Source organism: Pseudomonas sp. 21 (assembly GCF_000955805.1).
In the GTDB taxonomy this organism is placed as follows: Bacteria; Pseudomonadota; Gammaproteobacteria; order Pseudomonadales; family Pseudomonadaceae; genus Pseudomonas.
In genome coordinates, this window is the sequence record NZ_JYOA01000007.1 from 762,449 (window position 1) to 785,313 (window position 22,865).

Sequence of the window (22,865 nt, forward strand, 5' to 3'; positions counted from 1 at the left end):
TCAAGTCAGATCGGGCGTCGGCGGAACAGCGCGTAGGCCAGCGCCAGCGCGGCCAGGGTCCAGGCGCACAGCGCCAGCCAGAGTGCCGCGACAGGGACGGCCAGATCCCGGCCGAGGGTCAGCACCCCGCCCAGCTCGGAGCCGAAATCGGGCAGGTTGATCAGCCGGTACAGGTCGGTAGGGTTGAGCAGCAGCAGCCAGGGCAGCAGGTGGGCGCTGAGCTGGCCCTTGCCGATCACCAGCAGGGCGAGCAGCGCCAGGTCGAACAGCAGGACGAAGAAGAACCACACGCCCAGCGCCAGGCCGGCGGCGGTGGATTTCTCGCTGACCCGGCTGCTCAGCGCATAGGCCATGGCCAGGAAGGTCCAGCCCAGCAGGCAGGACGACAGGATGAAGCGGGCGAAGGAGCCCAGCAGTTGCCCCAGCGGGATGCCCGGCACCAGCACGGCGATGGCCAGCGCGGCGGCGGAGAAGCCCAGCAACGTCGCCAGGCCGAGGATCAGGCCGTGGCCGAGGAACTTGCCGATGAGCAATTGCCCGCGTCCCAGTGGGTAGGTCAGCAGGAGCAGCAGGGTGCCGCCTTCCTCTTCGCCGACGATGGCGTCGTAGGCCAGCAGCAGGGCGATCAGTGGCATCAGGAAGGTGGCGAGGCTGGTCAGGCTGGCCAGCGTTGCCGGTAGCGAAGTGAAGCCTACCTGGCCGCTGGCGGCCGCTCCCAGCCAGGCGATACCGACTGCGAGCAGTGCGAACAGCAGGCTGATGGCGAGCAGCCAGCGATTGCGCAGGCCGTCAGCGAGTTCCTTGCGCGCGATGTTCCAGATCGGCTTCATGCCGGGGCTCCCGCAGGTGTGCTTTGCATGTGGTGCCGATAGAGGTCTTCCAGCGACGGCGGCAACACCTCGAGCTCCTGCGCTTGCTCGGCGAGCAGCACGCTGAGCACTTCGTGCTGGCGCTCCTCGCCGACCCGCAGCTCCAGCCGGCGACCATCCAGGGCGGTGACGCCATGGCCAGCCTCGCGCCAGTGTTGCGGCCAGTCGCCGTCGAGTCTGCCGGCATAGCGGATGCGCACTGGCAGCCTGGCATCGCGGCGCAGCTCAGCGAGGCTGCCGGCGGTGAGCAGTCGGCCCTTGGCAAGGATCGCCGCGCGGTCGATGTGTGACTCCACGCCGGGCAGCACATGGGAGCAGAGGATGATCCCGGTGCCCTGTGCGCGCAGGCGGTCCAGCCACTGGTAAAGCTCGATGGTGGCCAGCGGGTCGAGGCCGACGGTGGGTTCGTCGAGCAGCAGCAATTGCGGCTGGCCGAGCAGCGCCTGGGCCAGGCCGAGGCGCTGGCGCATGCCCTTGGAGTAGGTCTTCACCCGGCGCTGTGCGGCGTGGCTGAGGCCGACCTGTTCGAGCAGCTCGTCCACTTCGGCAAGCCGTGCGCCCTTGAGTCGGGCGAAGTGCTGCAGCGTCTCGCGGCCGCTGAGCTGCGGGTAGAAGGTCACGTTTTCCGGCAGGAAGCCGATGCGCCGGCGCACCGCCGGGTCTCCCGGCGACTGGCCGAAGACGCGCACGCTGCCCCGTGTCGGGCGCAACAGGCCGAGGATCAGCTTGATCGTGGTGGTCTTGCCGGCGCCGTTATGCCCCAGCAGGCCAAGGACTTCGCCGGCGCCCAGTTGCAGGTCCAGGTCATGCAGCGCGGTGAAGCCGCCGTAGTCCAGGGTTGCGTCGCGGATATCCACGGGGTTCATGGTTGCGCCTCCAGATCAGGGGCGCGCATCAGCGGGAAGCTGTCGCGCACGCCGGGCGGACGGGTAACGGGAAACGCGCGCTGGACCCAGCGCAGCAGTTCGATGGCGGGGCTGGTCATCAGCAGTTGCACCTGCGGGTACATCCACAGCAACTGGTCGACCTTGTCGTTGGGTTCGTAGGCGACGTCGCCGACGCCGTCGGCATTGCGGTCCCAGCCCAGGTAGTCGCTCCAGTAGTTGCCGTGGCCATCGGCGGACCATTCCTGGGTGCGGCTGGCGACGTACTTGACCTGCTGGCGGTTGCCGATGAAGGCATTGCCGCTGATGCGGTTGTCCTCGGAGCCGGCAGTCAGGTGGATACCCAGGGCGCTGCTTTCGAAGCGGTTGTTCTGAATGCGGTTGAACAGCGAGTTGTAGATGAACAGGGCCTTGCCCTCGGCCCCGGAGATCATTGCGTCGCCGCCGCCATCGCCGCTGCGCACGGCTTCGACGCGGTTGCCGGTGAGGGTGGAGTAGGTGATGTAGTTCATCAGGATGCCGTAGTTCTGGTCGTCCACCGAACGGTTGCCGACCACGGTGAGCTTGCGGCTCTGCATCAGCGCATAGCCGGTGCGGGTGTGCCGGGTGGTGTTGCCGATGACGCGGCTGTTGTGGGTGAACATGTAGTGCACGCCGTAGCGCAGGTCTTCGAAGAGGTTGTCTTCGATGGCGCTGTCGTTGGAGGTGTCGATGTACACGCCGTCGCGGGTCTGGCGGACCTGGTTGCCGCGCACCAGGGCATTCTTCACCGCGTAGAGGTGGATGCCGTTGCCGCGGTCCTGGGAGCGCACGCTGGGGTCGCCCTGGATACGGTTGTCGAGCACCTGCACGTCGGCGGTCGCGTCCAGCCAGATGCCGAAACCAGCGCCCTGCAGGTCGTTGCCGCGCACCACGGTGCCGCTTGCGGCCTTGTCGATGAAGATCGCCGCGTCCATGGCCGTCAGGTCGCGCCCCCAGTTGCGCAGGGTGCAGTTCTCGATGGTCACGCCGGGCACCCGCACGTGCAGCGTGCTGCCGGCACCCAGGCCGTCGATCAGCGCGCCGGGCGCACAGCGCAGGTGCAGTGGCTGGTCGAGGGTGAAATTGCCGGTGTAGGTGCCGGCCGGCAGGGTGCGGATGTCGCCATCGTCCTGCAGCGGCAACTGGTCGATGGCTTGTGGTTGCGCCTGGGCGCTTGCCGCGAGCAGCAGCGACAGGGCAAGGCCAGGCCGGGTGAGTCCCATGCAACACCTTCTCGTCGATGCCCCGCCGGCGGCTGCCGGCGGGGCCAGGGGCGTGGATATCAGGCCTTTTCCACCAGCATGCGGCCGACCATTTCCATGTGCAGCGCATGGCAGAACCAGCTGCAGTAGTACCAGTGCAGGCCGGGCTTGTCGGCGGTGAAGGTGATGGAGGAGGTCTGTTGCGGGCTGATCTCCATGCTCACGCCGTGGTTGACCACGACGAAGCCGTGGGAGACGTCCTCGATCTCGTCCAGGTTGGTGATGGTGACGGTGACTTCGTCGCCCTGCTTCACGGTGAACTCGGTGAGGCCATAGGCGGGAGCGGACGAGGTCATGTACACGCGCACCTTCTTGCCGTCGCGGATGACCTTGTTGTCCTGCATCAGGTCGATGCCGTCGCGCTTGGCGATTGCCACGGTCTCGGCGAAGAAGGGATCGTCGCGTGCCCAGATCTTGCGGGTCTTGATCTGGTCGCGGCGGGCCAGGATGCAGTCATGCGGCTCGGCGAAGGTGGGGCCGTCGTGCACCAGCTTCATCTCGTCGCCGGAGATGTCGATCAACTGGTCGTTCTCCGGGTGCAGCGGGCCGGTGGGCAGGAAGCGGTCCTTGGAGAACTTGCTGAGCACGACGATCCACTTGCCGTCGGCTTCCCTGGTCTCGGTCAGCGTCGCGTGGTTGTGGCCCGGCTGGTAATGCACGTCGAGCTTCTGGCGGATGTAGTCGACCTTCTCGCCCTGGTAGGCGCGAATCGCGTCAGCGATGTTCCACTTCACCAGCTGGCTGTCGATGAACAGCGTGGTGTAGGCGTTGCCGCGGCCGTCGAAGGTGGTGTGCAGCGGGCCCAGGCCCAGTTCCGGCTCGCCGACGATGACGTCGCGCGGGTCCTTGAGCTTGCCGGCGAAAAGATCGGGCAGCTTGTCGATGGCGATGATGCTGCAGGTGGGCGAGAGCTTGCCGTTGGCGATGAAGTACTTGCCGTCCGGCGAGGTGTTGAGGCCGTGGGGGTTCTTCGGCACCGGGATGTAGCGGGTGACGACGCTGTCCTTGCCGTCCTTCTTGCGCCCGTCGACCACCGGTACCTTGCTGTCGCCCAGGGTGATGAAGCGCTTGGCCTTGATTTCCTTCTCGATCGCCGGGACGTCGAACACCACCACCCAGTCGCGCTCGTTGCGCATCATGCCGGCCAGATCGGTGGCCTTCTCCGAGTTGTAGCAGGTGGAAGCGGTGAAGCGCCCGGTGTAGTCCATGTCGCTGTTGTCGAGGTTGCCGTCGACTATCACCTGCCAGGCCACTTCCATGGTTTCGGCATCCAGCGCGTTGTACATCGTGAAGGCGTTGTCGCCGGAGATGTCGAAGGTCGAGCCGTCATTGGGATGCGGGATGATGAACTCGGCGTTGCAGAACACGTACCGGGTGTGCGGCACCTTCTGCAGGCGCAGGCCGTGGATGGCCTGGACGTTGGGAATGGTGGTGATCCGGTCGCACTTCATGATGTCCAGGCGGATGCGCGCGACGCGGCTGTTGGCCTTGTCGTTGATGAACAGGTACTTGCCGTCGTACTTGCCGTCGGTCATCGAGATGTGCGGGTGGTGGCAGTCGCCGTTGTGGAAGCGCGCGCTGTCGCCGAGGATGCGCCTGCTCTCGTTGGTCAGACCCCAGCCAGTGGCGGAGTCGACGTTGAACACCGGGATGCGCATCAGCTCGCGCATCGACGGAATGCCCAGCACACGCACTTCGCCCTGGTGGCCACCGCTCCAGAAACCGTAGTACTCGTCCAGCTCGCCGGGGGCGACGTGGACCTTGTCCTGCGCCGACTTCACCGCGTCCGCCCAGGCCTCGCGCGAGGTGAAAGCGCCCATCGAGCCTGCCGTTACCAGCGCCGCTGCGCCGGTTACCGCAGAGGCACCGAGGAATCCCCGCCGGCTGAGCCCGGCGATCTCGTCCTGTTGCTGCTTCTTGTCAGTCATGTCCTGCTCCTTCCTTAAGGCAAATGGTCAGATCTGTTGCACGGCGATCAGTTGGTCGTCGTCGCTGGTGGCGGCGCGCTTGCCGCGTTTCTTGCGCTTGTTCACCAGCGGCGGGCACTTGTTCTCGTTGTGGTAGGTCATCTGGCAGTCGAGGCAGTAGTGGCACTCGTTCGCGTTGATCCTTCCATCGGGATGGATCGCCTGGATCTCGCACTCGTTGGCGCAGAGCTGGCACGGCTGGCCGCATTCCTTGCGGCGCTTGAGCCAGTCGAACAGGCGGGCCTTGCCGGGGATCGCCAGCGCCGCGCCGAGCGGGCAGACGTAGCGGCAATAGACCTTGCGGGTGAACAGGTTGATGACCAGCAGCACCACCACGTAGGCGACGAACCACCACTGGCGGTCGAAGTGCAGGGTGATGGCGGTCTTGAACGGCTCGACCTCGGCGAAGCGCTCGGCGGTGGCGAGCGATTCCAGGGAGAGCCCGAACAGCACCAGCAGGACGATGTACTTGATCGCCCAGAGCCGTTCGTGGACGGCGAACGGCAGCTCGTACTGCGGCACCTTGAGCTTGCGCGCCGCCTCGTTGAGCAGTTCCTGCAGGGCGCCGAACGGGCACAGCCAGCCGCAGAACACGCCGCGGCCCCAGAGCAGGATGCTGGCGGCGGTGAAGGTCCAGAGGATGAACAGCAGCGGGTCGATGAGGAACAGCTCCCAGCGGAAGCCTTCGAACAGCGAGTGGACGAAGGTCAGCACGTTGACCACCGAGAGCTGACCCAGGCAGTACCAGCCGATGTAGGTCAGGGTGAACAGCAGGTAGCCGCGGCGCAGCCAGTGCAGCAGTTGCGGCCGACGGGTCAGGTTGTCCTGGAGGAAGAGGATCACCGCGAGCAGTCCCAGTGCGCTGAGCAGCACGCCGATCTGGAAGCTCTTCTGGTACCAGACGCGCAGCCACATCGGCCGCTTGGCATCCTCCAGGGCTTCCAGCTCCGCCGCGCTGGGCTGCGGCCGGTCGAGGTAGCTCTCCGGCGTCTGGTAGCCCAGGTCGAAGGTGGTGAACAGGCTGTCCACCGGGCCGGTCTGGCGCCGCACCAGCAGTTCCAGGTCGAAGGGTGTGCCGGGATCGAAGCGCTGGGCGGCGCGGACGATGAAGATCGCCATCTCGGCGAAGTGCGGCATGCCGTCTGCGTAGGTATCCGACAGGCGCTGGTAATCGAGGTCGCGGAAGCTGAGGATGTCGCCGAACTGGCGAATCTGCACCCGGTCGAAAATGCCGCCGCGCACATAACCCGAGCCCTTGAACGAGTATTCGCCGCTGCCCAGCACCGCCACCGCGTATTCATTGGGCTTCAGGGCGTCCATCAGCTCGCGGTATTGCTTGTCGCCGAGCAGGTTGCGGCCGACGCTGGGCGGGTTGAGCAGGGCGGTGTAGAGATCGATGAAGGTGTCTTCGCGCTGTTGCGCATCGCGGGCCGGGTTGACCTTTTCGGCGGCGGTGCCCTTGAAGGCGTCGTCGATCTGCCCGCGGGTCAGTTTCAGCTGGCGGATCGCGCCGTTGCCCAGCAACTCGTTCCAGCTCGCCGGCTGGTAGGCGTCCGCGCGCACGACAGCGGGCTTGGGCCGCACCTGGCCGTCGTCCTTGATCAGCTTGAGCGAGACTGCCACGGTGCGGGCGGCGCGCATGATGATCTCGTTGACCACCATGACCGTCACGGTGGCACCGGCGACGGCATCCACGGTGACCGTCTGCGGATCGCCGGAACGCCCGACGGCGACCCGCTGGTCGGCACGCAGGCCGCTGTAGCCGGCGGTGAAGGCGTGAAGTTTTTCTTCGGGAATGCCGATCAGCAGGATCGGCTCGTGGTGTTCGAGGACGTAGCTGTCGCGGATCACCGCCTGCGGATCGAGGATCACCTGGACGTTGATCGGCTTGCCGGAATACGCCGGCATGCGGGTAACGCGGATGCTCTGGAAGGCGTAGCCCAGCAGTTTGTCGCCGTGGGACAGGCGCCGCACCCCGTACTCGCCCTCGGGCTCGCCGATGTGGTCGGCCTGGGGGAACACCTGCTGGATGCGCGTTCGCTCCAGATCGCTGAGATCGGCGCTGTGCGCCGCCAGGCTGAGCATGAGCAACAGGCAGCCGAGCAGCGCCCTGTACAGATCGCGAACGCCCACCATGGGGCCTCCCTGCTTCATCGCCCGGTCGGGCGGAACTGCGTCAGAAGGCGGTGGGCGCCGATCTCACGCAACGGGTCACTTGAGGGTGACGATCCACTCGGCCAGGGTCTTGGCTTCTTCCGGGCTCACGGCGTTGGCCGGCATCGGGATCGGGCCCCAGTTGCCCTTGCTGCCGGTCTTGATGCTGTTGGTGATGTGGGCGACGCCATCGGCCTGTGGGCCGTACTTGGCGGCAACGTCATGGAAGGCGGGGCCGACGAGCTTCTTGTCGACCGAATGACAGGCCACGCAGGCCTTCGCCTTGAACAGCTCCTCGCCGGTGCTGGCCATCGCGGTTGTCTGGACCAACAGGCCGCCGAACAGCAGGGCTACCAGGGCTTTGTGCATGAACGTTTCTCCTCACAGGCTTGGCGCTTCGAGGCGCCGATCGTTTTCGCCGGCTTCCCGCCCGGCGTCTGGGGCGATTCTAGGAGCGGCCCCTGCGGCTTCCGCTTGATGCCAATCAAGAAGTTCCGGCGCCGTGCTTGAGGCAATACGCCGCGCTGGATAGCTTGCTGCCCAAACTTCCTACCGAGATTCGTCCGTCATGAATGCCCCTGCGCAGAACGACCCGCCGCTCTTCTACCAGCCATCCGGCAACGAGGTGGCGCTGTTCACCCATGCGTCCGCGCAGGGCATGCCGGTACTGATCAAGGGCCCGACCGGCTGCGGCAAGACCCGCTTCGTCCAGCACATGGCGCAGCGCCTGAACCTGCCGCTGTACACGGTGGCCTGCCATGACGACCTGTCGGCGGCGGACCTGGTCGGCCGCCACCTGATCGGCAGCGACGGCACCTGGTGGCAGGACGGCCCGCTGACCCGCGCGGTGCGCGAAGGCGGGATCTGCTACCTGGACGAAGTGGTAGAGGCGCGGCAGGACACGGTGGTCGTGCTGCACCCGCTGGCAGACGATCGCCGCGAACTGTTCATCGAGCGCACCGGCGAAGCCCTGGTGGCGCCGCCGGGCTTCATACTGGTGGTGTCCTACAACCCCGGTTACCAGAACCTGCTCAAGGGCATGAAGCCCAGTACCCGCCAGCGCTTTGTCGCCCTGCGTTTCGACTATCCGACGGCAGAGGCCGAAACCGCGATCATCGTCCGCGAGGCCGGTGTCGCGCCGGAGCTGGCGCACCGCCTGACGCAACTGGGCGTGGCCCTGCGCCGGTTGGGCCGGCAAGAGTTGGAGGAGGTCTGCTCGACACGCCTGCTGGTGCTGACCGCGCGGCTGCTCCACGCCGGCGTGGCACCTCGCGACGCGTGCCGCGCCGGGCTCGCCGAGCCATTGTCGGACGACGAAGCCACGGTCGCCGCGCTGATGGACCTGGTCGATGTCCATTTCGCCTGAGGCGACACTCGATGCCCGGCGCCTGCCGGGCGACCTGGCGATGTGGTTGTTCATCCTCGCCGAGCTGACGGTCTTCGCCATTCTCATCATCGTCTTCGCCGTGACCCAGCACCTGGACGTCGAAGGCTTCCGTGCCGGCCGCGCGCAACTGGACCTGTCCACCGCCCTGGCGCTGACCCTGACCCTGCTCACCGCCGGCTTCTGCGCGGCGCTGGCGGTGGAGCAGGTGCGCCACGGCCGGCAGCGCCGCGCGGCTGCCCTGCTGGGCGCTGCCGTGCTGCTGGGGCTGGCCCACGTCGTGCTCAAGGCCGGCGAGTACCAGCATCTCGCTTCGCGCGGGCTGGACCTGGAATACAGCACCTTCTTCACCCTGTTCTGGCTGATCACCGGCTTCCACTTCCTGCATGTGCTGCTGGGACTGGTGATCCTCGGCTGGATGACGTTGCGCTGCCTGCGCGGCGCGTATCGCCGCGACGCCCTGGGCGGGCTGGAATCCGGCGCGCTCTACTGGCACATGGTCGACCTGGTCTGGGTGGTGCTGTTCCCGCTGGTCTACGTGCTGGCGCCCGGCTCATGAACACGCTGCTGCTCGCCTGGCTGGCGATGCTGCCGATGTCGATCGCCGCCGTCTGGCTCGGTCACCACGCGCCCGACAGCCTGTTGCCGGTGGCGGCCATCCTGCTGCTCGGGCTGGGCAAGGGCTGGCTCATCGTCGGGCGCTTCATGGAGCTGAGCCACGGCCCGCGCCTGTGGCAATCGCTGCTGCTCGGCTGGCCGCTGGTGGTCACCGGCGTGATCCTGGCTTTGCACGCAAGCCACTGATTTTCATTCGGAAAAATACCTGACTAGAAGCATTGGTCTTTCTTGATTGCCATCAAGCGAGACGCCTGGGGACGGTTCCTACAATGGCACCGACCGTGACCTAGGAGGGCCCCATGTCAGAGACATTTACCAAAGGGATGGCGAGGAACATCTACCTGGGAGGAGGCGTTTTCTTCTTCCTGGTGTTCCTCGCCCTGACCTATCACACCGAAACCACCTTCCCCAAGCGCACCAACCAGAGTGAGCTCACCGAATCGGTGGTGCGCGGCAAGCTGGTGTGGGAGCAGAACAACTGCGTGGGTTGCCACTCGATCCTCGGCGAAGGTGCCTACTTCGCGCCGGAGCTGGGCAACGTTGCGGTCCGCCGTGGCGGTGACGCGGCGTTCGGCAGCTTCCTCGCGGCCTGGATGAAGATGCAGCCGCTGGGCGTCCCCGGCCGCCGGCAGATGCCGCAGTTCCACCTGAGTGACCAGGAGGTCACCGACCTCGCGGCGTTCCTGCTGTGGACTTCGAAGATCGATACCAACAAATGGCCGCCGAACAAGGAGGGTTGAGCATGAACCCGGGCAATCCCTATCTGAAATTCGCCTCGCAGTCGGTGGCCAAGCCGTACTTCGTGTTCGCCCTGATGCTCTTCGTCGGGCAGATCGTCTTCGGACTGATCATGGGCGTGCAGTACGTCATCGGTGACTTCCTGTTCCCGGCGATCCCTTTCAACGTCGCGCGGATGGTGCACACCAACCTGCTGATCGTCTGGCTGCTGTTCGCCTTCATGGGCGCGGCCTACTACCTGATCCCCGAGGAGGCCGACCGCGAGCTGTACAGCCCGAAACTGGCCATCGTGCTGTTCTGGGTATTCGCCGTCGCCGGCGTGCTGACCATCCTGGGCTACCTGCTGGTGCCCTATGCCGGCCTGGCGAAGCTGACCCACAACGAGCTGCTGCCGACCATGGGGCGGGAGTTCCTCGAACAGCCGACGATCACCAAGATGGGCATCGTGGTGGTGGCGCTGGGCTTCCTCTTCAACATCGGCATGACCATGCTCAAGGGCCGCAAGACCGCCGTCAGCGTGGTGATGATGACCGGCCTGGTGGGCCTGGCGGTGTTCTTCCTGTTCTCCTTCTACAACCCGGAGAACCTCTCGCGCGACAAGTACTACTGGTGGTGGGTCGTGCACCTGTGGGTGGAAGGCGTGTGGGAACTGATCATGGGCGCGATGCTGGCCTTCGTGCTGATCAAGATCACCGGCGTCGACCGCGAAGTCGTGGAGAAATGGCTCTACGTGATCATCGCCATGGCCCTGATCACCGGCATCATCGGCACCGGCCACCACTTCTTCTGGATCGGCGCGCCGGGCGTGTGGCTGTGGCTGGGTTCGATCTTCTCCGCGCTGGAGCCGCTGCCGTTCTTCGCCATGGTGCTGTTCGCCTTCAACATGGTGAACCGCCGTCGCCGCGAGCACCCGAACAAGGCCGCCGCGCTCTGGGCCCTGGGCACCACCGTGACCGCTTTCCTCGGCGCCGGCGTGTGGGGCTTCCTGCACACCCTGGCTCCGGTGAACTACTACACCCACGGCTCGCAGCTCACCGCGGCCCACGGTCACCTGGCCTTCTACGGCGCCTACGCGATGATCGTCATGACCATGATCAGCTACGCCATGCCGCGCCTGCGGGGCATCGGCGAAGCGCCTGACGCCCGTGCGCAGAGCCTGGAGATCTGGGGCTTCTGGCTGATGACCATCTCCATGCTGCTGATCACCCTGATGCTCACCGCCGCCGGTATCGTCCAGGTCTGGCTGCAACGCATGCCCGCCGATGGCGCCGCCATGCCGTTCATGGCCACGGTCGAGCAGCTGAAGATCTTCTTCTGGCTGCGCCTGTACTCCGGTGTCGGCTTCTTCATCGGGCTGATCTGCTACCTGCTCAGCTTCCGCCAGCGTGGACGCGTGGCGGTCGCTTCTGGCGTGGCTCAGGTGAGCTGATCGATACCGTCCACCCAGGCCCGTCCGCTTTGCGGCGGGCCTTTTGACGTTTACGGAGTCTGCCGGACTGCGATCTGGCCGGTAGCGCTTTTAGCTCCCTCTCCCTTCAGGGAGAGGGGACTGGCTCGGCGTTCTGTTGGGACACCGTGCCCCGTTCCTTCTCTCGGCCTTCCGGAGTCGCCATGACCATCCACCTCGAAATCGAAGAAGGCTTCGGCCGTGCCTGGCACCGTTTCATCACGCGCCGTGCCAGCCCGGAGTTCGCGGAGGCGGCGGTAAGCCTGGAGGACGTGAGGCGCAGCCTGCTGCTGTTGTTCCGTGGCACGGGCGGCGAAGCGGGGGTCGGCGTGGAGGCTGCCAGCGCCCGCGAACTGCTGGTGCGCCGCAGCCTGCTGCAGCAAGTGGCCGGCACCTGCCAGCAGTTGCCGGTGGCCTGGTTCGACGCCGATTCCCTGCGCCTGCCCGCACAGCTGGCGGTGTACCCCGACGTCGAGTTGAACCGTGAACTCTACCGCTGGCTGGCGCTGCTAGCCGCCCACAGCCAGCCGATGCGCCACTGGGCGCGGGACAACCAGGCCTGGACCTGTGCCGTGCTGGAGCGCTACCCGTTGCTGCGCCCGCGCTACCGCCGGCTGGTGGAGGCGCTGCTGAGCCTGCGCCCTGATGCCGGCGACCTGCCGCCCGCCGAAGCGGCGCTTGAGCTGGCGCTGCAACGGGCGCTGCGCGATCCGGGCAGCGTCGAGCGCCTGCCGCGCAGCGAGAAGGCACCGTGGCCGATACCGTTGTGGCTGTACCCGCCGCAACGCCTGGCCGCGCCGCAGCACACCGACCTGATCGACGGCGACGAGCAGGGCCGTTCCGCCCACAGTGAAGCCAAGGGACTGGCACGCAAGCGCGCCGAGCGGGTCGAGCAGGACCCTGGCCGCGGTGGCCTGCTGCTGTTCCGCCTGGAAAACCTGTTCAGCTGGTCCGAGCACATCGAACTGGATCGCGCCGGCGACGACAGCGAGGACCTCGACGCGGCGAAGGTCGCGGACGACCTTGACCACCTGAGCCTGTCCCGGCAGCGGCAGAAGAAAGGCGGCGGGCTGAAGCTCGACCTCGATCTGCCGGCCGCCGACTACGATGACGTTCCGCTGGGCGAGGGTATTCGCCTGCCGGAGTGGGATTACCGTCGTCAGCAACTGATCGACGACCATGTCTGCCTGCAACCGATGCTGCCGCGCGACGCCGTGCCGGCGCCGCTGCCGGATGCCCTGGCGCCGATTGCGCGGCGCCTGCGCCGGCAGTTCGAAAGCCTGCGCCAGCAGCCGCAGTGGCTGCGCCGGCAACCCCAGGGTACAGAACTGGACCTGGAAGCCTGGCTGGATTTCAGTGTCGAACGGCGCCTGGGCGCGTGCAGCGAACCGGGGCTGTTCCTCGAACGCCGGCAGACCCGCCGCGACCTCGCGTGCCTGCTGCTGGCGGACCTGTCGATGTCCACCGACGCGCACATCGACAACGACCACCGGGTGATCGACCTGATCAGCGACAGCCTGCTGCTGTTCGGCGAGGCGCTACAGGCGGTGGGCGATCGTTTCGCGCTTTACGGGTTCTCCTCGCTGCGTCGCCAGCAGGTGCGCCTGACCCAGCTGAAGACCTTCGACGAGCGCCACAACGATGTGGTGCGCGGACGCATCCGCGCGCTTCGCCCTGGCTATTACACGCGCATGGGCGCGGCGATCCGCCGGGCCACGCAATTGCTGCTCGAACGCAAGGAGCGCCAGCGCGTGCTGCTGATCCTCACCGACGGCAAGCCCAATGACCTGGACCTGTACGAGGGGCGCTACGGTGTCGAGGACACCCGCCAGGCCGTGCTGGAAGCCCGTCGCGCCGGGCTGGTGCCGTTCTGCATCACCATCGACCGCGAGGCCGCGGACTACCTGCCGCACCTGTTCGGCAGCCAGGGCTACCTGCTGATCAACGACCCGGCGCAATTGCCGGTGCAGTTGCCGCAGCTCTACCGGCAGCTCACCCGCCGCCAGGGCTGACCAGCAAGGAATGTAGGGCGAATGAAGCGGAACGCGTCATCCGCCACGGCGCATAACGCCTGGGGCGTTATGCGCCCTACGAAGCTACGGGGCTGATGGCACATTCTGTAGGAGCGAGCTTGCTCGCGAACCTGGCCCCGCTGCGGGGTTTGGTTCGCGAGCAAGGGCTAGGCGCCCCCCTCGGTCCTGCGAAGAGAAAAGGCGAGCGGGGTTCAGCGCGGCAACCAGACCATCATCACCCCACAGAACACCGCGAGGATCACGCAGTACCAGGCGAAGCGCCGCAGCCGGCGCTGCTTCGCCAGTTCCTGGTCCACCGGCAGGGGCATCCCGCACTGCGGGCAATCGGCAGCGTCCTCGGGGCTCTCTTGCTGGCAGTACAGGCACTGGCGCATGGTCTACTCGAACTGTTCCAGCCGCGCGACGTCGAGGACCTGCACGTTGCGCCCGTCGAGGTCGATGATCTTCTCGTCGATCAGTCGCCGCAGTACGCGGGAGAAAGTTTCCGGCTGGATCGACAGGTGCCCGGCCACCAGTTGCTTGGCCATCGGCAGTTCGAAGCGGCTGTCCGGGTTGCCATGGCGATTGAGCTGGGTGATCAGGTAGCGCACCACGCGGTGGGTGGAGTTCTTCAGCGACAGCGTCTCGATCTCGTTGATCCGCCGGTGCAGGCGCACGCAGAGGGTGGCGAGCAGGGAGAAGGGCAACTGCGGGTTGCTGTGCAGCAACTCCATGTAGGTGCGGTTGGCGAAGCGGTAGACCTGCGTGGGCTCCAGTGCCTGGGCCGAGGCCACGTAGTCGGAGGTGTCCATCAGCATCATGGCTTCGGCGAAGGTCTGCCGGCTGCCGACGACCTCCAGCACCTTTTCCTGTCCCTCCGGTGTCAGGCGGTAGATCTTCACCGCCCCGGAAATCACGAAGTAGAAGGAATGGGCCGGCTCGCCCTGGAGAAACAGCTTGTCGCCCTTCTCCAGGTTGAGCAGCGTGCTGGTGGCGAGCAGCTGCTCCAGCTGTTCCTCGTTGAGCACGTTGAACAGGTGGTGGCCGCACAGAATCTGGTGGTGGACGCGATGCGCGTGCATGGCGGGGCGCTCCTGGGCGGGGACAATCCCGCCAGTATGTGCGATGCCGCCGGGCAGCGTGGTGAGACAAGCTGTCACTGGTCGCCCTCCTGGCTCCCGGTCCGGCGCTCAGGCCGGGTGGTTGGCGCCGAGGAACAGCAGGTTGTTCTCCAGGTGGATGTGCTGCATCAGGTCCCGACGCAGTTCTTCCAGGCCGCTGTAGAGACGCCGCCAGCTGTTGCAGCCGTCCGCCGGCACGGTGAGGTCGTCGGTCAGGTCGGCCAGCGCGGCGAGGGACTGCGAGTGCTCGTCGTGCTCATGGCGCATCACGCCGATCGGGCCCTTTACGTGGGTCAGCGGGATGCCCTGGCGCAGCCAGGGGAAGAGCACGCTCTCCTCCTTGCACATGTGCCATTCCAGCTCTTCCTGCATCTTCTTCAGGTGCGCGGTCAGCCCGGCGGGGCATTGCGGATGCGCGGCGTGGGTCTTCTCGACGCGCTCGGCCAGCGGGATCAGTGCCGGCAGCTGCTCGCGGTGGACCTTGTGGTAGCGCTCGAGGATGTGGTCGATCAGTTGGTCGTTGCTGGTCAGGCGCCAGTCGGTCTGATCGTTGGCAGGGGGCAGCGACTGCAGTTCGGCGGCGATGCGCTGGGCGTCGAGGCCCTGTTCGCTGGCGGCTTCGCCCAGGCTGCGCTGGCCGGCGCAGCAGAAGTCGAGCTTGTAGTCGTGGAACAGCGCACAGCTGCCCGGCAGACTGAAGGCCAGGTCACTCAGGGTGCGTTCGGTGAGGGTATCGGTCATGGTGGGCCTCGGGTGGAGTGGGGCACGGCGGCCGCAGTCGTCGTGGCCGTGAGTCTTGGCAAGGAGGCGGTCAGTCTAGGGAAGGGCGCGCGCCGCGCTCCTTGATTGCAGTCAAGCGCCCTCGACCAGCACTTCCCGCTCGTCGCCGCCGGCCACCCGCATCAGCTGCTGCGGGTTGCACACCAGCAGCTTCTGCCGGCCACCGCGCACCAGGCCACGCTCTTCCCAGGCGCTGAGGATGCGCGAGACGGTGTGCAGGGTGGTGCCGGTCATCTCGGCGATGTCCTGGCGGGTGACCGGGAAATCGATGCGGATACCGTCGGCTTCCGCTCGGCCGGACTGCTGCACCAGGCGCAGCACGGTATGGGCGACGCGCCGTTCGACCTCTTCGGTGGCCAGCTCGCAGAAACGTACGTGGGCTTCCTGCAGCCGTTCGCCGATGGCCTGCACGGTGTTCAGGGCGAAGCCGGGGTGGCGCGCGAGCAGGGGCTCCCACTGGCCGGTGGGCCAGGCCAGCACGAGGCTGTCCTGGCTGGCCGTGGCGGTCGCCGGGTAGTCGCGACGGCCGAGGGCGCGGACGAAGCCGAACAGGTCGCCCGGATTGACCACCCGCACCAGCACCCGCTGGCCATCGCCGGTGAGCTGGGTGGCTTTCAGGCGGCCGTGCACCAGCAGGTAGAAGTTGCTCGCTGGCGCGCCCTGCTCGAACACGGCCACGCCGCTGTTCAGGCGCAGGATGCTGGCCTGGCGGAGGATGTCGTCCTGTTCCTCGCGGCTGCTGTTGGCGAAGGGCGGCAAGTTGTCCAGCCAGGCGCGGTGGAGCGAGAGATTGGCGGTCACGGCGATGATTCCCGTCAGTTCGCCGCAGCATACCGGCTAAGGGCCGTGGCGGAACTTGAGGGGAATCAAGGGATGTCCCTGACCAGGCGGAAGCCGAGGTTGTCCGGTGGTTGCCCGGCGCTGCAGCCGCCGCCGCGGGCATCGCGGACGAAATCGTTGATCGCCGCCCGGTGGCGGCCTTCGGCGATGCGGATCGAGCAGTACTCGGCGCGTTCGGTCTGGGTGCCCCGGGCGTCGAGGTTGACCCGCTGATGGCAGCTCTGGGTCCACTCCCAGACATTGCCGCCCAGGTCGGCCACGCCGTATTCGTTGAGCCCGTGGTTGCCTCGCGCCTGGGGCAACGCGGATGCGCTGGTGCGGGTCTGCGCTTCCAGGCGGTAGCGCGCCAGCCAGCGCCGGGCCGGGTTGCTACCGTCATCGTCGTCGATGCGCAGGGCATCGTCGGCCCAGCGCGACCCGGCGAAGAAGGCCCACTCGCGGTCGGTCGGCAGCCGCCAGGGCTGGCCGGTGCGTTTGGACAGCCAATCGGCATAGAGCTGCGCATCCAGCAGGCTGGCGCCGGTCAATGGCATGTCGTCGCGGGAGGTGCTGTTATCCAGCGCCAGGCAGGCGCCTTCGGCCACGCAGCGGGCGTATTCGCCCTGGCTGACCTGGAATTTCATGACTTCGAAGCGCGGGGACAGGTGTTCGCGCTGCGACGGCGCATCCACGGCCTGTTTCTCCTGCCAATAGTCGCCCGCCGGACGGAAGTCGAAGTCGCGGGGTTCGAGCCTCACGGTTTGCGGCGCGAGTTCCGGTGCGTACTGCGGCCGCAGCAGGAGGAAGGCCCCGCCCAGCAACAGTGCGACGGGGACGCCGATCAGGATGGTCTTGCGCATGGTTTGCCCGGTCGCCGGCATCGATTACTGGGAAAGGGCCGGCCCGGAGGGGCCGGCCTCGGGGCTTACTTGATCGCAGTCGGCGGCTGGATCTGGCTCATCAGGTCGTTGTTCCATTGGCCTTCGACCTGGATGTGCGCCGCGGCGCCCAGCAGCACAGCCTCGATGAGGTTGTGGTTGAGGTAGGTGTAGAGCCCCGGCTGCAGGAAGGTGTACAGCGCAGCGCCGGCTGCACCGCCCGGAATGAACCAGGTTTCCAGGTCTTCCTCCGGCGGGTTGTGGAACTTGCCGGTGGCCCAGACGTGGTCGCCGTGGCCGCCGATGAGGTGCGGGCGGGTATCGCGGTTGGCCTGGGAGTGGACGATCAGCAGGGTCTCGCCGACATTGGCCTTGAGCGCATTCTTGCCGGTGAGGGCGCCGACCTTGCCGTTGAACACGATGTGGCTGGGGATCAGCCCCTTCATGACCTGCTGCATGTCGTTGTAGCTTTCCATCGGCGTGCCATAGCGCTTGAAGTTGCCGTCCTTGTCGCGCGGGACGTAGAAGTCCTGCTCGCCGATATAGACCACCTTGTCGTACTTCAGCGCCTTGCCGTCGCGGTCCTTCAGGCCGTCGCGCGGCAGCACCATGATCGCGCCGTTCATGCCCGAGACCACGTGCCAGGGGATCATCGCGCCGCCGGGAGCGCAGTGGTAGACGAACACGCCGGGGCGGGTGGCACGGAAGCGCAGTACCACTTCCTCGCCGGGCTGGATGATGGTCAGCGCGCCGCCGCCCAGGGCACCGGTGGAGGCATGGAAGTCGATGTTGTGGGTCAGGGTGTTGGTCGCCGGGTTGACCAGGGTGAGTTCCAGGTAGTCGTCCTGGTGCACCACCATCATCGGCCCGGGCACCGAGCCATTGAAGGTCATGGCGTGGATCTCGGTGCCGTCGTCGTCGATGACGTGCTTTTTCTCCTCGATCACCATGCGGAACTGGACGACCTTGGGCTTGCCCTTGGCGCGCTGCTCGTGGGCGTGGACGAAGGGGGGCGCAACCAGCTCGACCTGGACGTGCTCCAGCTTCGAAAGGTCCACGGCCGGCCCCATGTTCTTCGGCGCCGCCTCCCCGTCGGCCATTGCCGTGCCGCTGCCGAGCATGCTGCCGGTGACGCCCAGGACCACGGCGCCGGCCAGCAGGGTGCGGCGGGAAAGCGAAATCTCTTCCTGATCAAACATGGGTAACTCTCCGTAATCGACGAACTGTCGTTGGCTACAGAAATACCCGGTCCGCAGATTCCTTCTTTGAGCCGGAACAAAGAAGGAATCTGCTGGACAACGTGTCGCAGGCTCCGATGTGCGGTAGATCGCGTTTACAGTCTTGTACCCATGCGGGCGGGCAAGAGTGGACGCGGCGAGGTAAGATTCTCCCTGCTCTGAATTCCGGCCCGGCGTGCGGGCTCCAACGGACAAGGATCATTCATGCGTCTGTACGGACTGACCCTGCTGGCCCTGATCACCGGCTGCCTTGGCGTGCAGGAAGTGCGCGCGAGCAGCGACGACTCCTGCTACCCGAGCTGGAACCTCAAGCGCGACTCGCTGGACGTGTGCAACAGCCTGCCGTTCCTGAGTCCGGGCAACGACAGCCGGGTCAACCTGCAACTGCTGCTGGCCGACGCCGGCCAGGCCAGCATTCCCAACCACGCGCTGACCGACGACGAACAGCAACTGGGCTACGGCCAGGTGCCATTCCCGCTCGCGCGCTGGCTGGAAGGCGCAACGCCAGGGGATTCGACCGACAGCTCCAGCGCTGCCAGCACCGCGCCGCTGGCCGACCTCGCCGCGCGCATCGGCCTGCCGGCGGATGCCGTGCAGACCTCCGCCGACAGCTTCGCCAGCGGCGAAGGAAGCCGCTGCCGCAGCAACAGCGCGGGCACCGCCCAGGACTTCCTCAGCCAACTGCTGCTGGTCGACAGCCTGTCCGCCGGCGAACGCCAGGGCCTGGCCCGCGCGCGCCTGACCCTGCTGGGCGCCTGCCAGTGGGACGAAACCCAGCTCAGCGTGTTGCTGCCGGGTGATCTGCAGAGCGAGCCGGCCAAGGCTTACCGCAGCTACCTCAAGGGCGCCGCGGACTTCTACAGCGGCCGCTTCGGCGACGCGCTGAAATCCTTCCGCGCCCTGCAGGACAGCGACCAGCCCTGGCTGAAGGAAACCTCGCGCTACATGGTCGCCCGCGCCCTGCTCAACCAGGCGCAGCAGAACGCCTTCGACGAGATGGGCTACCCGGACCTGCGCAAGGTCGACAAGAAACTCCTCGCCCAGGCCGAATCCGCGCTGGGCGACTACCTCAAGGCTTATCCACAGGGCCGGTACAGCGCGTCGGCCAAGGGCCTGACGCGCCGTGTCTACTGGCTGATGAGCGATGAAAGCCGCCTGGCCGGCGAATACGCCGAGCTGTTCGCCCGCGAGGACGCCGACGATCTCGCCCAGTTGGTGCAGGAAGTCGATAACAAGCTGTTGGTCACCGCCCATCCGGCCGATGTGCGCGATGCGCGCCTGCTGGCGGTGCTCGACCTGATGCAGATGCGCCACCACGAGCCCAGCGAGCCCCGCGCCCTCGACGCCGCAGGCCTGGCCGCACAGAAGGACCTGTTCGCGAAGTACCCCGGCCTGCACGACTACCTCACGGCCGCCTACCAGTTGTACGTCGAGGAAAAGCCCGCCGAGGCGCTGAAATCCCTGCCCGAGGAGCTGCCGGCCAAGCTCGACTACCTCGCCTTCAGCCAGCAGGTCCTGCGCGGTTTCGCCCTCGAGGCCGGCAATGACTGGATCGCCGCCGAGAAGCTCTGGCTGCGCCTGCTGCCGCTCGCCGAGCAGCCACTGCAGCGCGAGCAGCTGGAGCTGGCGCTGGCCTTCAACTACGAACGCAGCGACCGCCTGGTGAAGGTCTTCGCCGAAGGTTCGCCGGTGCATACGCCGATCATCCGCGAGATCCTCCTGCGCCACGTCGCCGGCCCCGACCTGCTGCGCCAGCAGGCAAGATCCACCAGCGTCTCGGTGGAGGAGCGTGACACGGCCCTGTTCGCGCTGCTCTACAAGGACCTGCTGCACGGCCAGTACCAGGCCTATATCGACGACCTTGCCCTGCTGCCCACCGACGGCAGCGGCAAGCCGCTGGGCGCCAGCATCGGTTACCTCTACGGCAGCATGCCGCTGTCGCTGTTCCAGTGGCCAGGCGGCAAGAACGACACCGGCTACGAATGCCCGGCCATCGTCGACATCGCCCGCGACCTGCAGCAGAGCCCGCAGCCGCCTCGGGCGTTGAACTGCCTGGGCGAATTCATCCTGCGCAACAACCTCGACGGCTTCCCGCTGGATACCCAGCCCAGCGAGCGTGAACTGGGCGGCGGCGAGTCGCTGTTCTCCGGTACGCCCTATTCGCGCATGGACGGTTACCTCAAGGTCATCGCCGACAAGCAGGCGCCGGAAGAGGACCGCGCCTACGCGCTGTTCCGCGCCATCAACTGCTTCGCGCCCAGCGGCTATAACGGCTGCGGCAGCCAGGACATCGCCCCGTCGCAGCGCAAGCAATGGTTCCGCACGCTCAAGGGCCAGTATTCCGCCACGCCCTGGGCGAAGTCCCTGAAGTACTACTGGTAAGCCCCGTGCGGCGCGTGCTGGCGCTGGCGCTGGCGTTGCTCGCGGGCAACGCCGCGGCGGCCGGCGTGGACGCCGCGGACCACGATGCCTTCTGGCTCTGGAGCGGCGTCGCGCCCCAGCCGGTGCTGTCCCAGGCACGCACCCTCTACGTCCTGCAGGGGCAGGTCAGCGCGTCGCGCCATAGCGATGGCCGCGCCCGGCTGATCGCCCAGGGCATCGCCATCCCGCGGCTGAAGCAGGGCGAAGTGTGGGTGGTCTACCGCGCTCACACCCTGCGCTGGAGCGAGGACATCTACCGCACCCTGCTCTCGCAACTGCGCCGCTGGCGCGCCGCGGGCAATCCGGTCGTGGGCGTGCAGATCGACTTCGATGCGCGCACGCGCTACCTGAACGAGTACGTCGACTTCCTCCAGGACCTGCGCACGCGCCTGCCCGCGGGCTGCAAGCTGAGCATCACCGGGCTGATGGACTGGGGCAGCAACGCTGCGCCGGAGACCATCAACCGCCTGGCCGGCGTGGTGGACGAAGTGGTGGTGCAGACCTACCAGGGCCGCCAGACCATCCCCAACTACCAGGCCTACCTGCCGCGCGTGGCGCGGCTGCAGCTGCCCTTCCGCATTGGCCTGGCGCAGTACGGGGAGTGGCAGGCGCCGGACTACCTGGCCAAGAGCCGGTGGTTCAGGGGGTATGTGGTGTTCCTGCAGAACCCGTGAGTCTGGAGCGGCGGTGAGTCGATCGCGGACGGAGTCCGCTCCCACGTGCGCCGGCGATTCTGGCGTCGCTGCCACGTCCTACGCGGTGTTGAACGTGTGTGGGAGCGGACTCCGTCCGCGATAGCTTCCCGCCGGCAGCGGACTCATCTGCCGCCGCAGCCACACTTGCCGCAATCATTCCCGCAACCACCGGCTGCGGCCGGCTCGCGCGAATCGCGCGTGGTACCGCGATTCAGGTTGCGCATCAGCAGCGCGTACTCCAGGTCCAGCCCTTCGGGCACCGGGATATGGACGACGTGGCTGTCGCCCGGCGCAACGCCGACGGACTCACCCCGGGCGTTCTCCATGGCATGCAGGCGGAAGGTGCGGTTGCCGGCCGGGGTCATCAGCTCGACGCTGTCGCCGACTTCAAAGCGGTTCTTCACCCGCACTTCCGCCAGGCCGTGGCGGCGCTCGCCGGTGAACTCGCCGACGAACTGCTGGCGCTCGGACAGCGAGTGGCCGTACTGGTAGTTCTGGTACTCGTCATGCACGTGGCGGCGCAGGAAGCCCTCGGTGTAGCCGCGGTGGGCGAGGGATTCCAGGGTGTCCATCAGGCCGAGGTCGAAGGCGCGCCCGGCGACGGCGTCGTCGATGGCCTTGCGGTAGGCCTGGGCGGTGCGCGCGACGTAGTAGTGGGACTTGGTGCGGCCCTCGATCTTCAGCGAACGCACGCCCATCTGCGCCAAACGCTGCACGTGCTGGATGGCGCGCAGGTCCTTGGAATTCATGATGTAGGTGCCGTGCTCGTCCTCGAAGGCCTCCATCAGCTCGCCGGGGCGGTTGCCCTCTTCGAGCAGGACGATCTCCCGGGTCGGCGCGCCGATGCCCAGGGTCGGTTCGACGTTGCGCACGGCGTGGCCCAGTTCGTCCTCGTGGGCGGCGTGGGTCTGGTACTCCCAGCGGCAGGCGTTGGTGCAGGTGCCCTGGTTGGGGTCGCGGCGGTTGATGTAGCCCGACAGCAGGCAGCGCCCGGAGTAGGCCATGCACAGCGCGCCGTGGACGAAGACTTCTAGTTCCATGCCCGGCACGCGTTCGCGGATCTCGCCGATTTCCTCCAGCGACAGCTCGCGGGACAGGATCACCCGCTTGAGCCCCTGCTGGCGCCAGAACTCCACGCTGGCCCAGTTCACCGCGTTGGCCTGCACCGAAAGGTGGATATCAACCTCGGGGAAATGCTGGCGAACCAGCATGATCAGGCCGGGATCGGACATGATCAGCGCGTCCGGGCCCAGGGCGATCACCGATTCGACGTCCTGCAGGAAGGTCTTCAGCTTGGCGTTGTGCGGGGCGATGTTCACCACCACGTACAGGCGCTTGCCCTGGGCGTGGGCCTCGTTGATGCCGGTGGCGAGGTTGGCGTGGTCGAACTCGTTGTTGCGCACCCGCAGGCTGTAGCGCGGTTGGCCGGCATAGACGGCGTCGGCGCCATAGGCGAAGGCGTGGCGCAGGCTCTTCAGCGAGCCGGCGGGGCAGAGCAGTTCGGGGGAAAACGGCGTGGGGGACATGGCGGCGCAGCGGGTAGTGGGAAAAAGGCCG

General features: G+C 66.8%; 21 protein-coding genes. 8 read left to right on the forward strand and 13 right to left on the reverse strand.

Annotation, left to right across the window (positions count from 1 at the left end):
• Nucleotides 1-5 precede the first annotated feature (5 nt).
• The 6 genes from UB43_RS19015 to UB43_RS19040 form a co-directional block, all read right to left on the reverse strand.
• Nucleotides 6-830: an ABC transporter permease gene (locus tag UB43_RS19015; RefSeq protein ID WP_045213966.1), complete on the reverse strand. Its 825-nt coding sequence runs from the start codon at nucleotides 828-830 to the stop codon at nucleotides 6-8.
• Entirely contained in the window at nucleotides 827-1,735 is a 909-nt protein-coding gene (locus tag UB43_RS19020; RefSeq protein ID WP_045213968.1) for an ABC transporter ATP-binding protein, read from the reverse strand. The genes UB43_RS19015 and UB43_RS19020 overlap by 4 nt, the downstream gene beginning before the upstream one ends.
• Nucleotides 1,732-2,997: a nitrous oxide reductase family maturation protein NosD gene (locus UB43_RS19025; RefSeq protein WP_045213970.1), complete on the reverse strand. Its 1,266-nt coding sequence runs from the start codon at nucleotides 2,995-2,997 to the stop codon at nucleotides 1,732-1,734. The genes UB43_RS19020 and UB43_RS19025 overlap by 4 nt, the downstream gene beginning before the upstream one ends.
• A gap of 59 nt (nucleotides 2,998-3,056) precedes the next feature.
• Nucleotides 3,057-4,964: a TAT-dependent nitrous-oxide reductase gene (gene nosZ, locus UB43_RS19030; protein ID WP_045213973.1), complete on the reverse strand. Its 1,908-nt coding sequence runs from the start codon at nucleotides 4,962-4,964 to the stop codon at nucleotides 3,057-3,059.
• Nucleotides 4,965-4,991: 27 nt separating this feature from the next.
• On the reverse strand, nucleotides 4,992-7,139 hold the full coding sequence (gene nosR / locus UB43_RS19035) for a transcriptional regulator NosR (RefSeq protein ID WP_045213975.1): 2,148 nt from the start codon (nucleotides 7,137-7,139) through the stop codon (nucleotides 4,992-4,994).
• A gap of 75 nt (nucleotides 7,140-7,214) precedes the next feature.
• Nucleotides 7,215-7,526 (reverse strand): c-type cytochrome, encoded by a 312-nt coding sequence (locus UB43_RS19040; protein ID WP_045213977.1) that lies wholly within the window; start codon nucleotides 7,524-7,526, stop codon nucleotides 7,215-7,217.
• A 199-nt stretch (nucleotides 7,527-7,725) separates the two neighbouring features.
• Here UB43_RS19040 and UB43_RS19045 point away from each other — a divergent pair, with 199 nt between their 5' ends.
• The 6 genes from UB43_RS19045 to UB43_RS19070 all read left to right on the forward strand — a co-directional run bounded on the left by UB43_RS19045 (nucleotide 7,726) and on the right by UB43_RS19070 (nucleotide 13,356).
• Entirely contained in the window at nucleotides 7,726-8,523 is a 798-nt protein-coding gene (locus UB43_RS19045) for a CbbQ/NirQ/NorQ/GpvN family protein (protein ID WP_045213979.1), read from the forward strand.
• A complete protein-coding gene (locus tag UB43_RS19050; RefSeq protein WP_045213982.1) occupies nucleotides 8,507-9,100 on the forward strand; it encodes a cytochrome c oxidase subunit 3 in 594 nt (197 codons plus the stop codon). Before UB43_RS19045 ends, UB43_RS19050 begins: the two co-directional genes overlap by 17 nt.
• Nucleotides 9,097-9,345 carry a cytochrome C oxidase subunit IV family protein gene (locus UB43_RS19055; RefSeq protein ID WP_045213985.1) on the forward strand — a complete coding sequence of 83 codons (249 nt, stop codon included), beginning with the start codon at nucleotides 9,097-9,099 and terminating at the stop codon, nucleotides 9,343-9,345. Before UB43_RS19050 ends, UB43_RS19055 begins: the two co-directional genes overlap by 4 nt.
• Nucleotides 9,346-9,458: 113 nt before the next feature.
• Nucleotides 9,459-9,899 (forward strand): cytochrome c, encoded by a 441-nt coding sequence (locus UB43_RS19060; RefSeq protein ID WP_045213987.1) that lies wholly within the window; start codon nucleotides 9,459-9,461, stop codon nucleotides 9,897-9,899.
• 2 nt (nucleotides 9,900-9,901) lie between these two features.
• A complete protein-coding gene (locus UB43_RS19065) occupies nucleotides 9,902-11,326 on the forward strand; it encodes a cbb3-type cytochrome c oxidase subunit I (protein WP_045213990.1) in 1,425 nt (474 codons plus the stop codon).
• A gap of 182 nt (nucleotides 11,327-11,508) precedes the next feature.
• A complete protein-coding gene (locus UB43_RS19070) occupies nucleotides 11,509-13,356 on the forward strand; it encodes a nitric oxide reductase activation protein NorD (RefSeq protein ID WP_045213993.1) in 1,848 nt (615 codons plus the stop codon).
• A 212-nt stretch (nucleotides 13,357-13,568) separates the two neighbouring features.
• Here the strand turns inward: UB43_RS19070 and UB43_RS19075 are convergent, their stop codons facing one another.
• The 6 genes from UB43_RS19075 to nirK all read right to left on the reverse strand — a co-directional run bounded on the left by UB43_RS19075 (nucleotide 13,569) and on the right by nirK (nucleotide 18,153).
• Complete coding sequence (locus UB43_RS19075; protein WP_045213995.1) at nucleotides 13,569-13,751, reverse strand: protein DnrP; 183 nt, start codon at nucleotides 13,749-13,751, stop codon at nucleotides 13,569-13,571.
• Between the two features lie 3 nt (nucleotides 13,752-13,754).
• Nucleotides 13,755-14,438 carry a Crp/Fnr family transcriptional regulator gene (locus tag UB43_RS19080; protein ID WP_045213997.1) on the reverse strand — a complete coding sequence of 228 codons (684 nt, stop codon included), beginning with the start codon at nucleotides 14,436-14,438 and terminating at the stop codon, nucleotides 13,755-13,757.
• Nucleotides 14,439-14,546: 108 nt separating this feature from the next.
• Entirely contained in the window at nucleotides 14,547-15,218 is a 672-nt protein-coding gene (gene ytfE / locus UB43_RS19085; protein ID WP_045213998.1) for an iron-sulfur cluster repair protein YtfE, read from the reverse strand.
• 111 nt (nucleotides 15,219-15,329) lie between these two features.
• Nucleotides 15,330-16,058: a Crp/Fnr family transcriptional regulator gene (locus UB43_RS19090; RefSeq protein WP_045213999.1), complete on the reverse strand. Its 729-nt coding sequence runs from the start codon at nucleotides 16,056-16,058 to the stop codon at nucleotides 15,330-15,332.
• Nucleotides 16,059-16,123: 65 nt separating this feature from the next.
• A complete protein-coding gene (locus tag UB43_RS19095; RefSeq protein WP_045214002.1) occupies nucleotides 16,124-16,936 on the reverse strand; it encodes an SUMF1/EgtB/PvdO family nonheme iron enzyme in 813 nt (270 codons plus the stop codon).
• Nucleotides 16,937-17,001: 65 nt separating this feature from the next.
• Nucleotides 17,002-18,153, reverse strand: a complete 1,152-nt coding sequence (gene nirK, locus UB43_RS19100; RefSeq protein WP_045214004.1) for a copper-containing nitrite reductase — start codon at nucleotides 18,151-18,153, stop codon at nucleotides 17,002-17,004.
• 243 nt (nucleotides 18,154-18,396) lie between these two features.
• On the opposite strand from nirK, the gene UB43_RS19105 reads away from it, so the two are divergent.
• Complete coding sequence (locus UB43_RS19105; protein ID WP_045214006.1) at nucleotides 18,397-20,574, forward strand: hypothetical protein; 2,178 nt, start codon at nucleotides 18,397-18,399, stop codon at nucleotides 20,572-20,574.
• Nucleotides 20,575-20,579: 5 nt separating this feature from the next.
• The gene (locus UB43_RS19110; protein ID WP_045214008.1) at nucleotides 20,580-21,287 is read left to right on the forward strand and encodes a DUF3142 domain-containing protein; all 708 of its coding nucleotides are present in this window, start codon (nucleotides 20,580-20,582) and stop codon (nucleotides 21,285-21,287) included.
• 143 nt (nucleotides 21,288-21,430) lie between these two features.
• Here the strand turns inward: UB43_RS19110 and yegQ are convergent, their stop codons facing one another.
• The gene (yegQ, locus tag UB43_RS19115; protein ID WP_045214012.1) at nucleotides 21,431-22,834 is read right to left on the reverse strand and encodes a tRNA 5-hydroxyuridine modification protein YegQ; all 1,404 of its coding nucleotides are present in this window, start codon (nucleotides 22,832-22,834) and stop codon (nucleotides 21,431-21,433) included.
• Nucleotides 22,835-22,865: the final 31 nt, after the last annotated feature.

Coding starts and splice junctions, on each gene's coding strand:
- UB43_RS19015 (WP_045213966.1), bottom strand. CDS start 830: ATGAAGCCGATCTGGAACATCGCGCGCAAGGAACTCGCTGACGGCCTG.
- UB43_RS19020 (WP_045213968.1), bottom strand. CDS start 1,735: ATGAACCCCGTGGATATCCGCGACGCAACCCTGGACTACGGCGGCTTC.
- UB43_RS19025 (WP_045213970.1), bottom strand. CDS start 2,997: ATGGGACTCACCCGGCCTGGCCTTGCCCTGTCGCTGCTGCTCGCGGCA.
- nosZ (WP_045213973.1), bottom strand. CDS start 4,964: ATGACTGACAAGAAGCAGCAACAGGACGAGATCGCCGGGCTCAGCCGG.
- nosR (WP_045213975.1), bottom strand. CDS start 7,139: ATGGTGGGCGTTCGCGATCTGTACAGGGCGCTGCTCGGCTGCCTGTTG.
- UB43_RS19040 (WP_045213977.1), bottom strand. CDS start 7,526: ATGCACAAAGCCCTGGTAGCCCTGCTGTTCGGCGGCCTGTTGGTCCAG.
- UB43_RS19045 (WP_045213979.1), top strand. CDS start 7,726: ATGAATGCCCCTGCGCAGAACGACCCGCCGCTCTTCTACCAGCCATCC.
- UB43_RS19050 (WP_045213982.1), top strand. CDS start 8,507: ATGTCCATTTCGCCTGAGGCGACACTCGATGCCCGGCGCCTGCCGGGC.
- UB43_RS19055 (WP_045213985.1), top strand. CDS start 9,097: ATGAACACGCTGCTGCTCGCCTGGCTGGCGATGCTGCCGATGTCGATC.
- UB43_RS19060 (WP_045213987.1), top strand. CDS start 9,459: ATGTCAGAGACATTTACCAAAGGGATGGCGAGGAACATCTACCTGGGA.
- UB43_RS19065 (WP_045213990.1), top strand. CDS start 9,902: ATGAACCCGGGCAATCCCTATCTGAAATTCGCCTCGCAGTCGGTGGCC.
- UB43_RS19070 (WP_045213993.1), top strand. CDS start 11,509: ATGACCATCCACCTCGAAATCGAAGAAGGCTTCGGCCGTGCCTGGCAC.
- UB43_RS19075 (WP_045213995.1), bottom strand. CDS start 13,751: ATGCGCCAGTGCCTGTACTGCCAGCAAGAGAGCCCCGAGGACGCTGCC.
- UB43_RS19080 (WP_045213997.1), bottom strand. CDS start 14,438: ATGCACGCGCATCGCGTCCACCACCAGATTCTGTGCGGCCACCACCTG.
- ytfE (WP_045213998.1), bottom strand. CDS start 15,218: ATGACCGATACCCTCACCGAACGCACCCTGAGTGACCTGGCCTTCAGT.
- UB43_RS19095 (WP_045214002.1), bottom strand. CDS start 16,936: ATGCGCAAGACCATCCTGATCGGCGTCCCCGTCGCACTGTTGCTGGGC.
- nirK (WP_045214004.1), bottom strand. CDS start 18,153: ATGTTTGATCAGGAAGAGATTTCGCTTTCCCGCCGCACCCTGCTGGCC.
- UB43_RS19105 (WP_045214006.1), top strand. CDS start 18,397: ATGCGTCTGTACGGACTGACCCTGCTGGCCCTGATCACCGGCTGCCTT.
- yegQ (WP_045214012.1), bottom strand. CDS start 22,834: ATGTCCCCCACGCCGTTTTCCCCCGAACTGCTCTGCCCCGCCGGCTCG.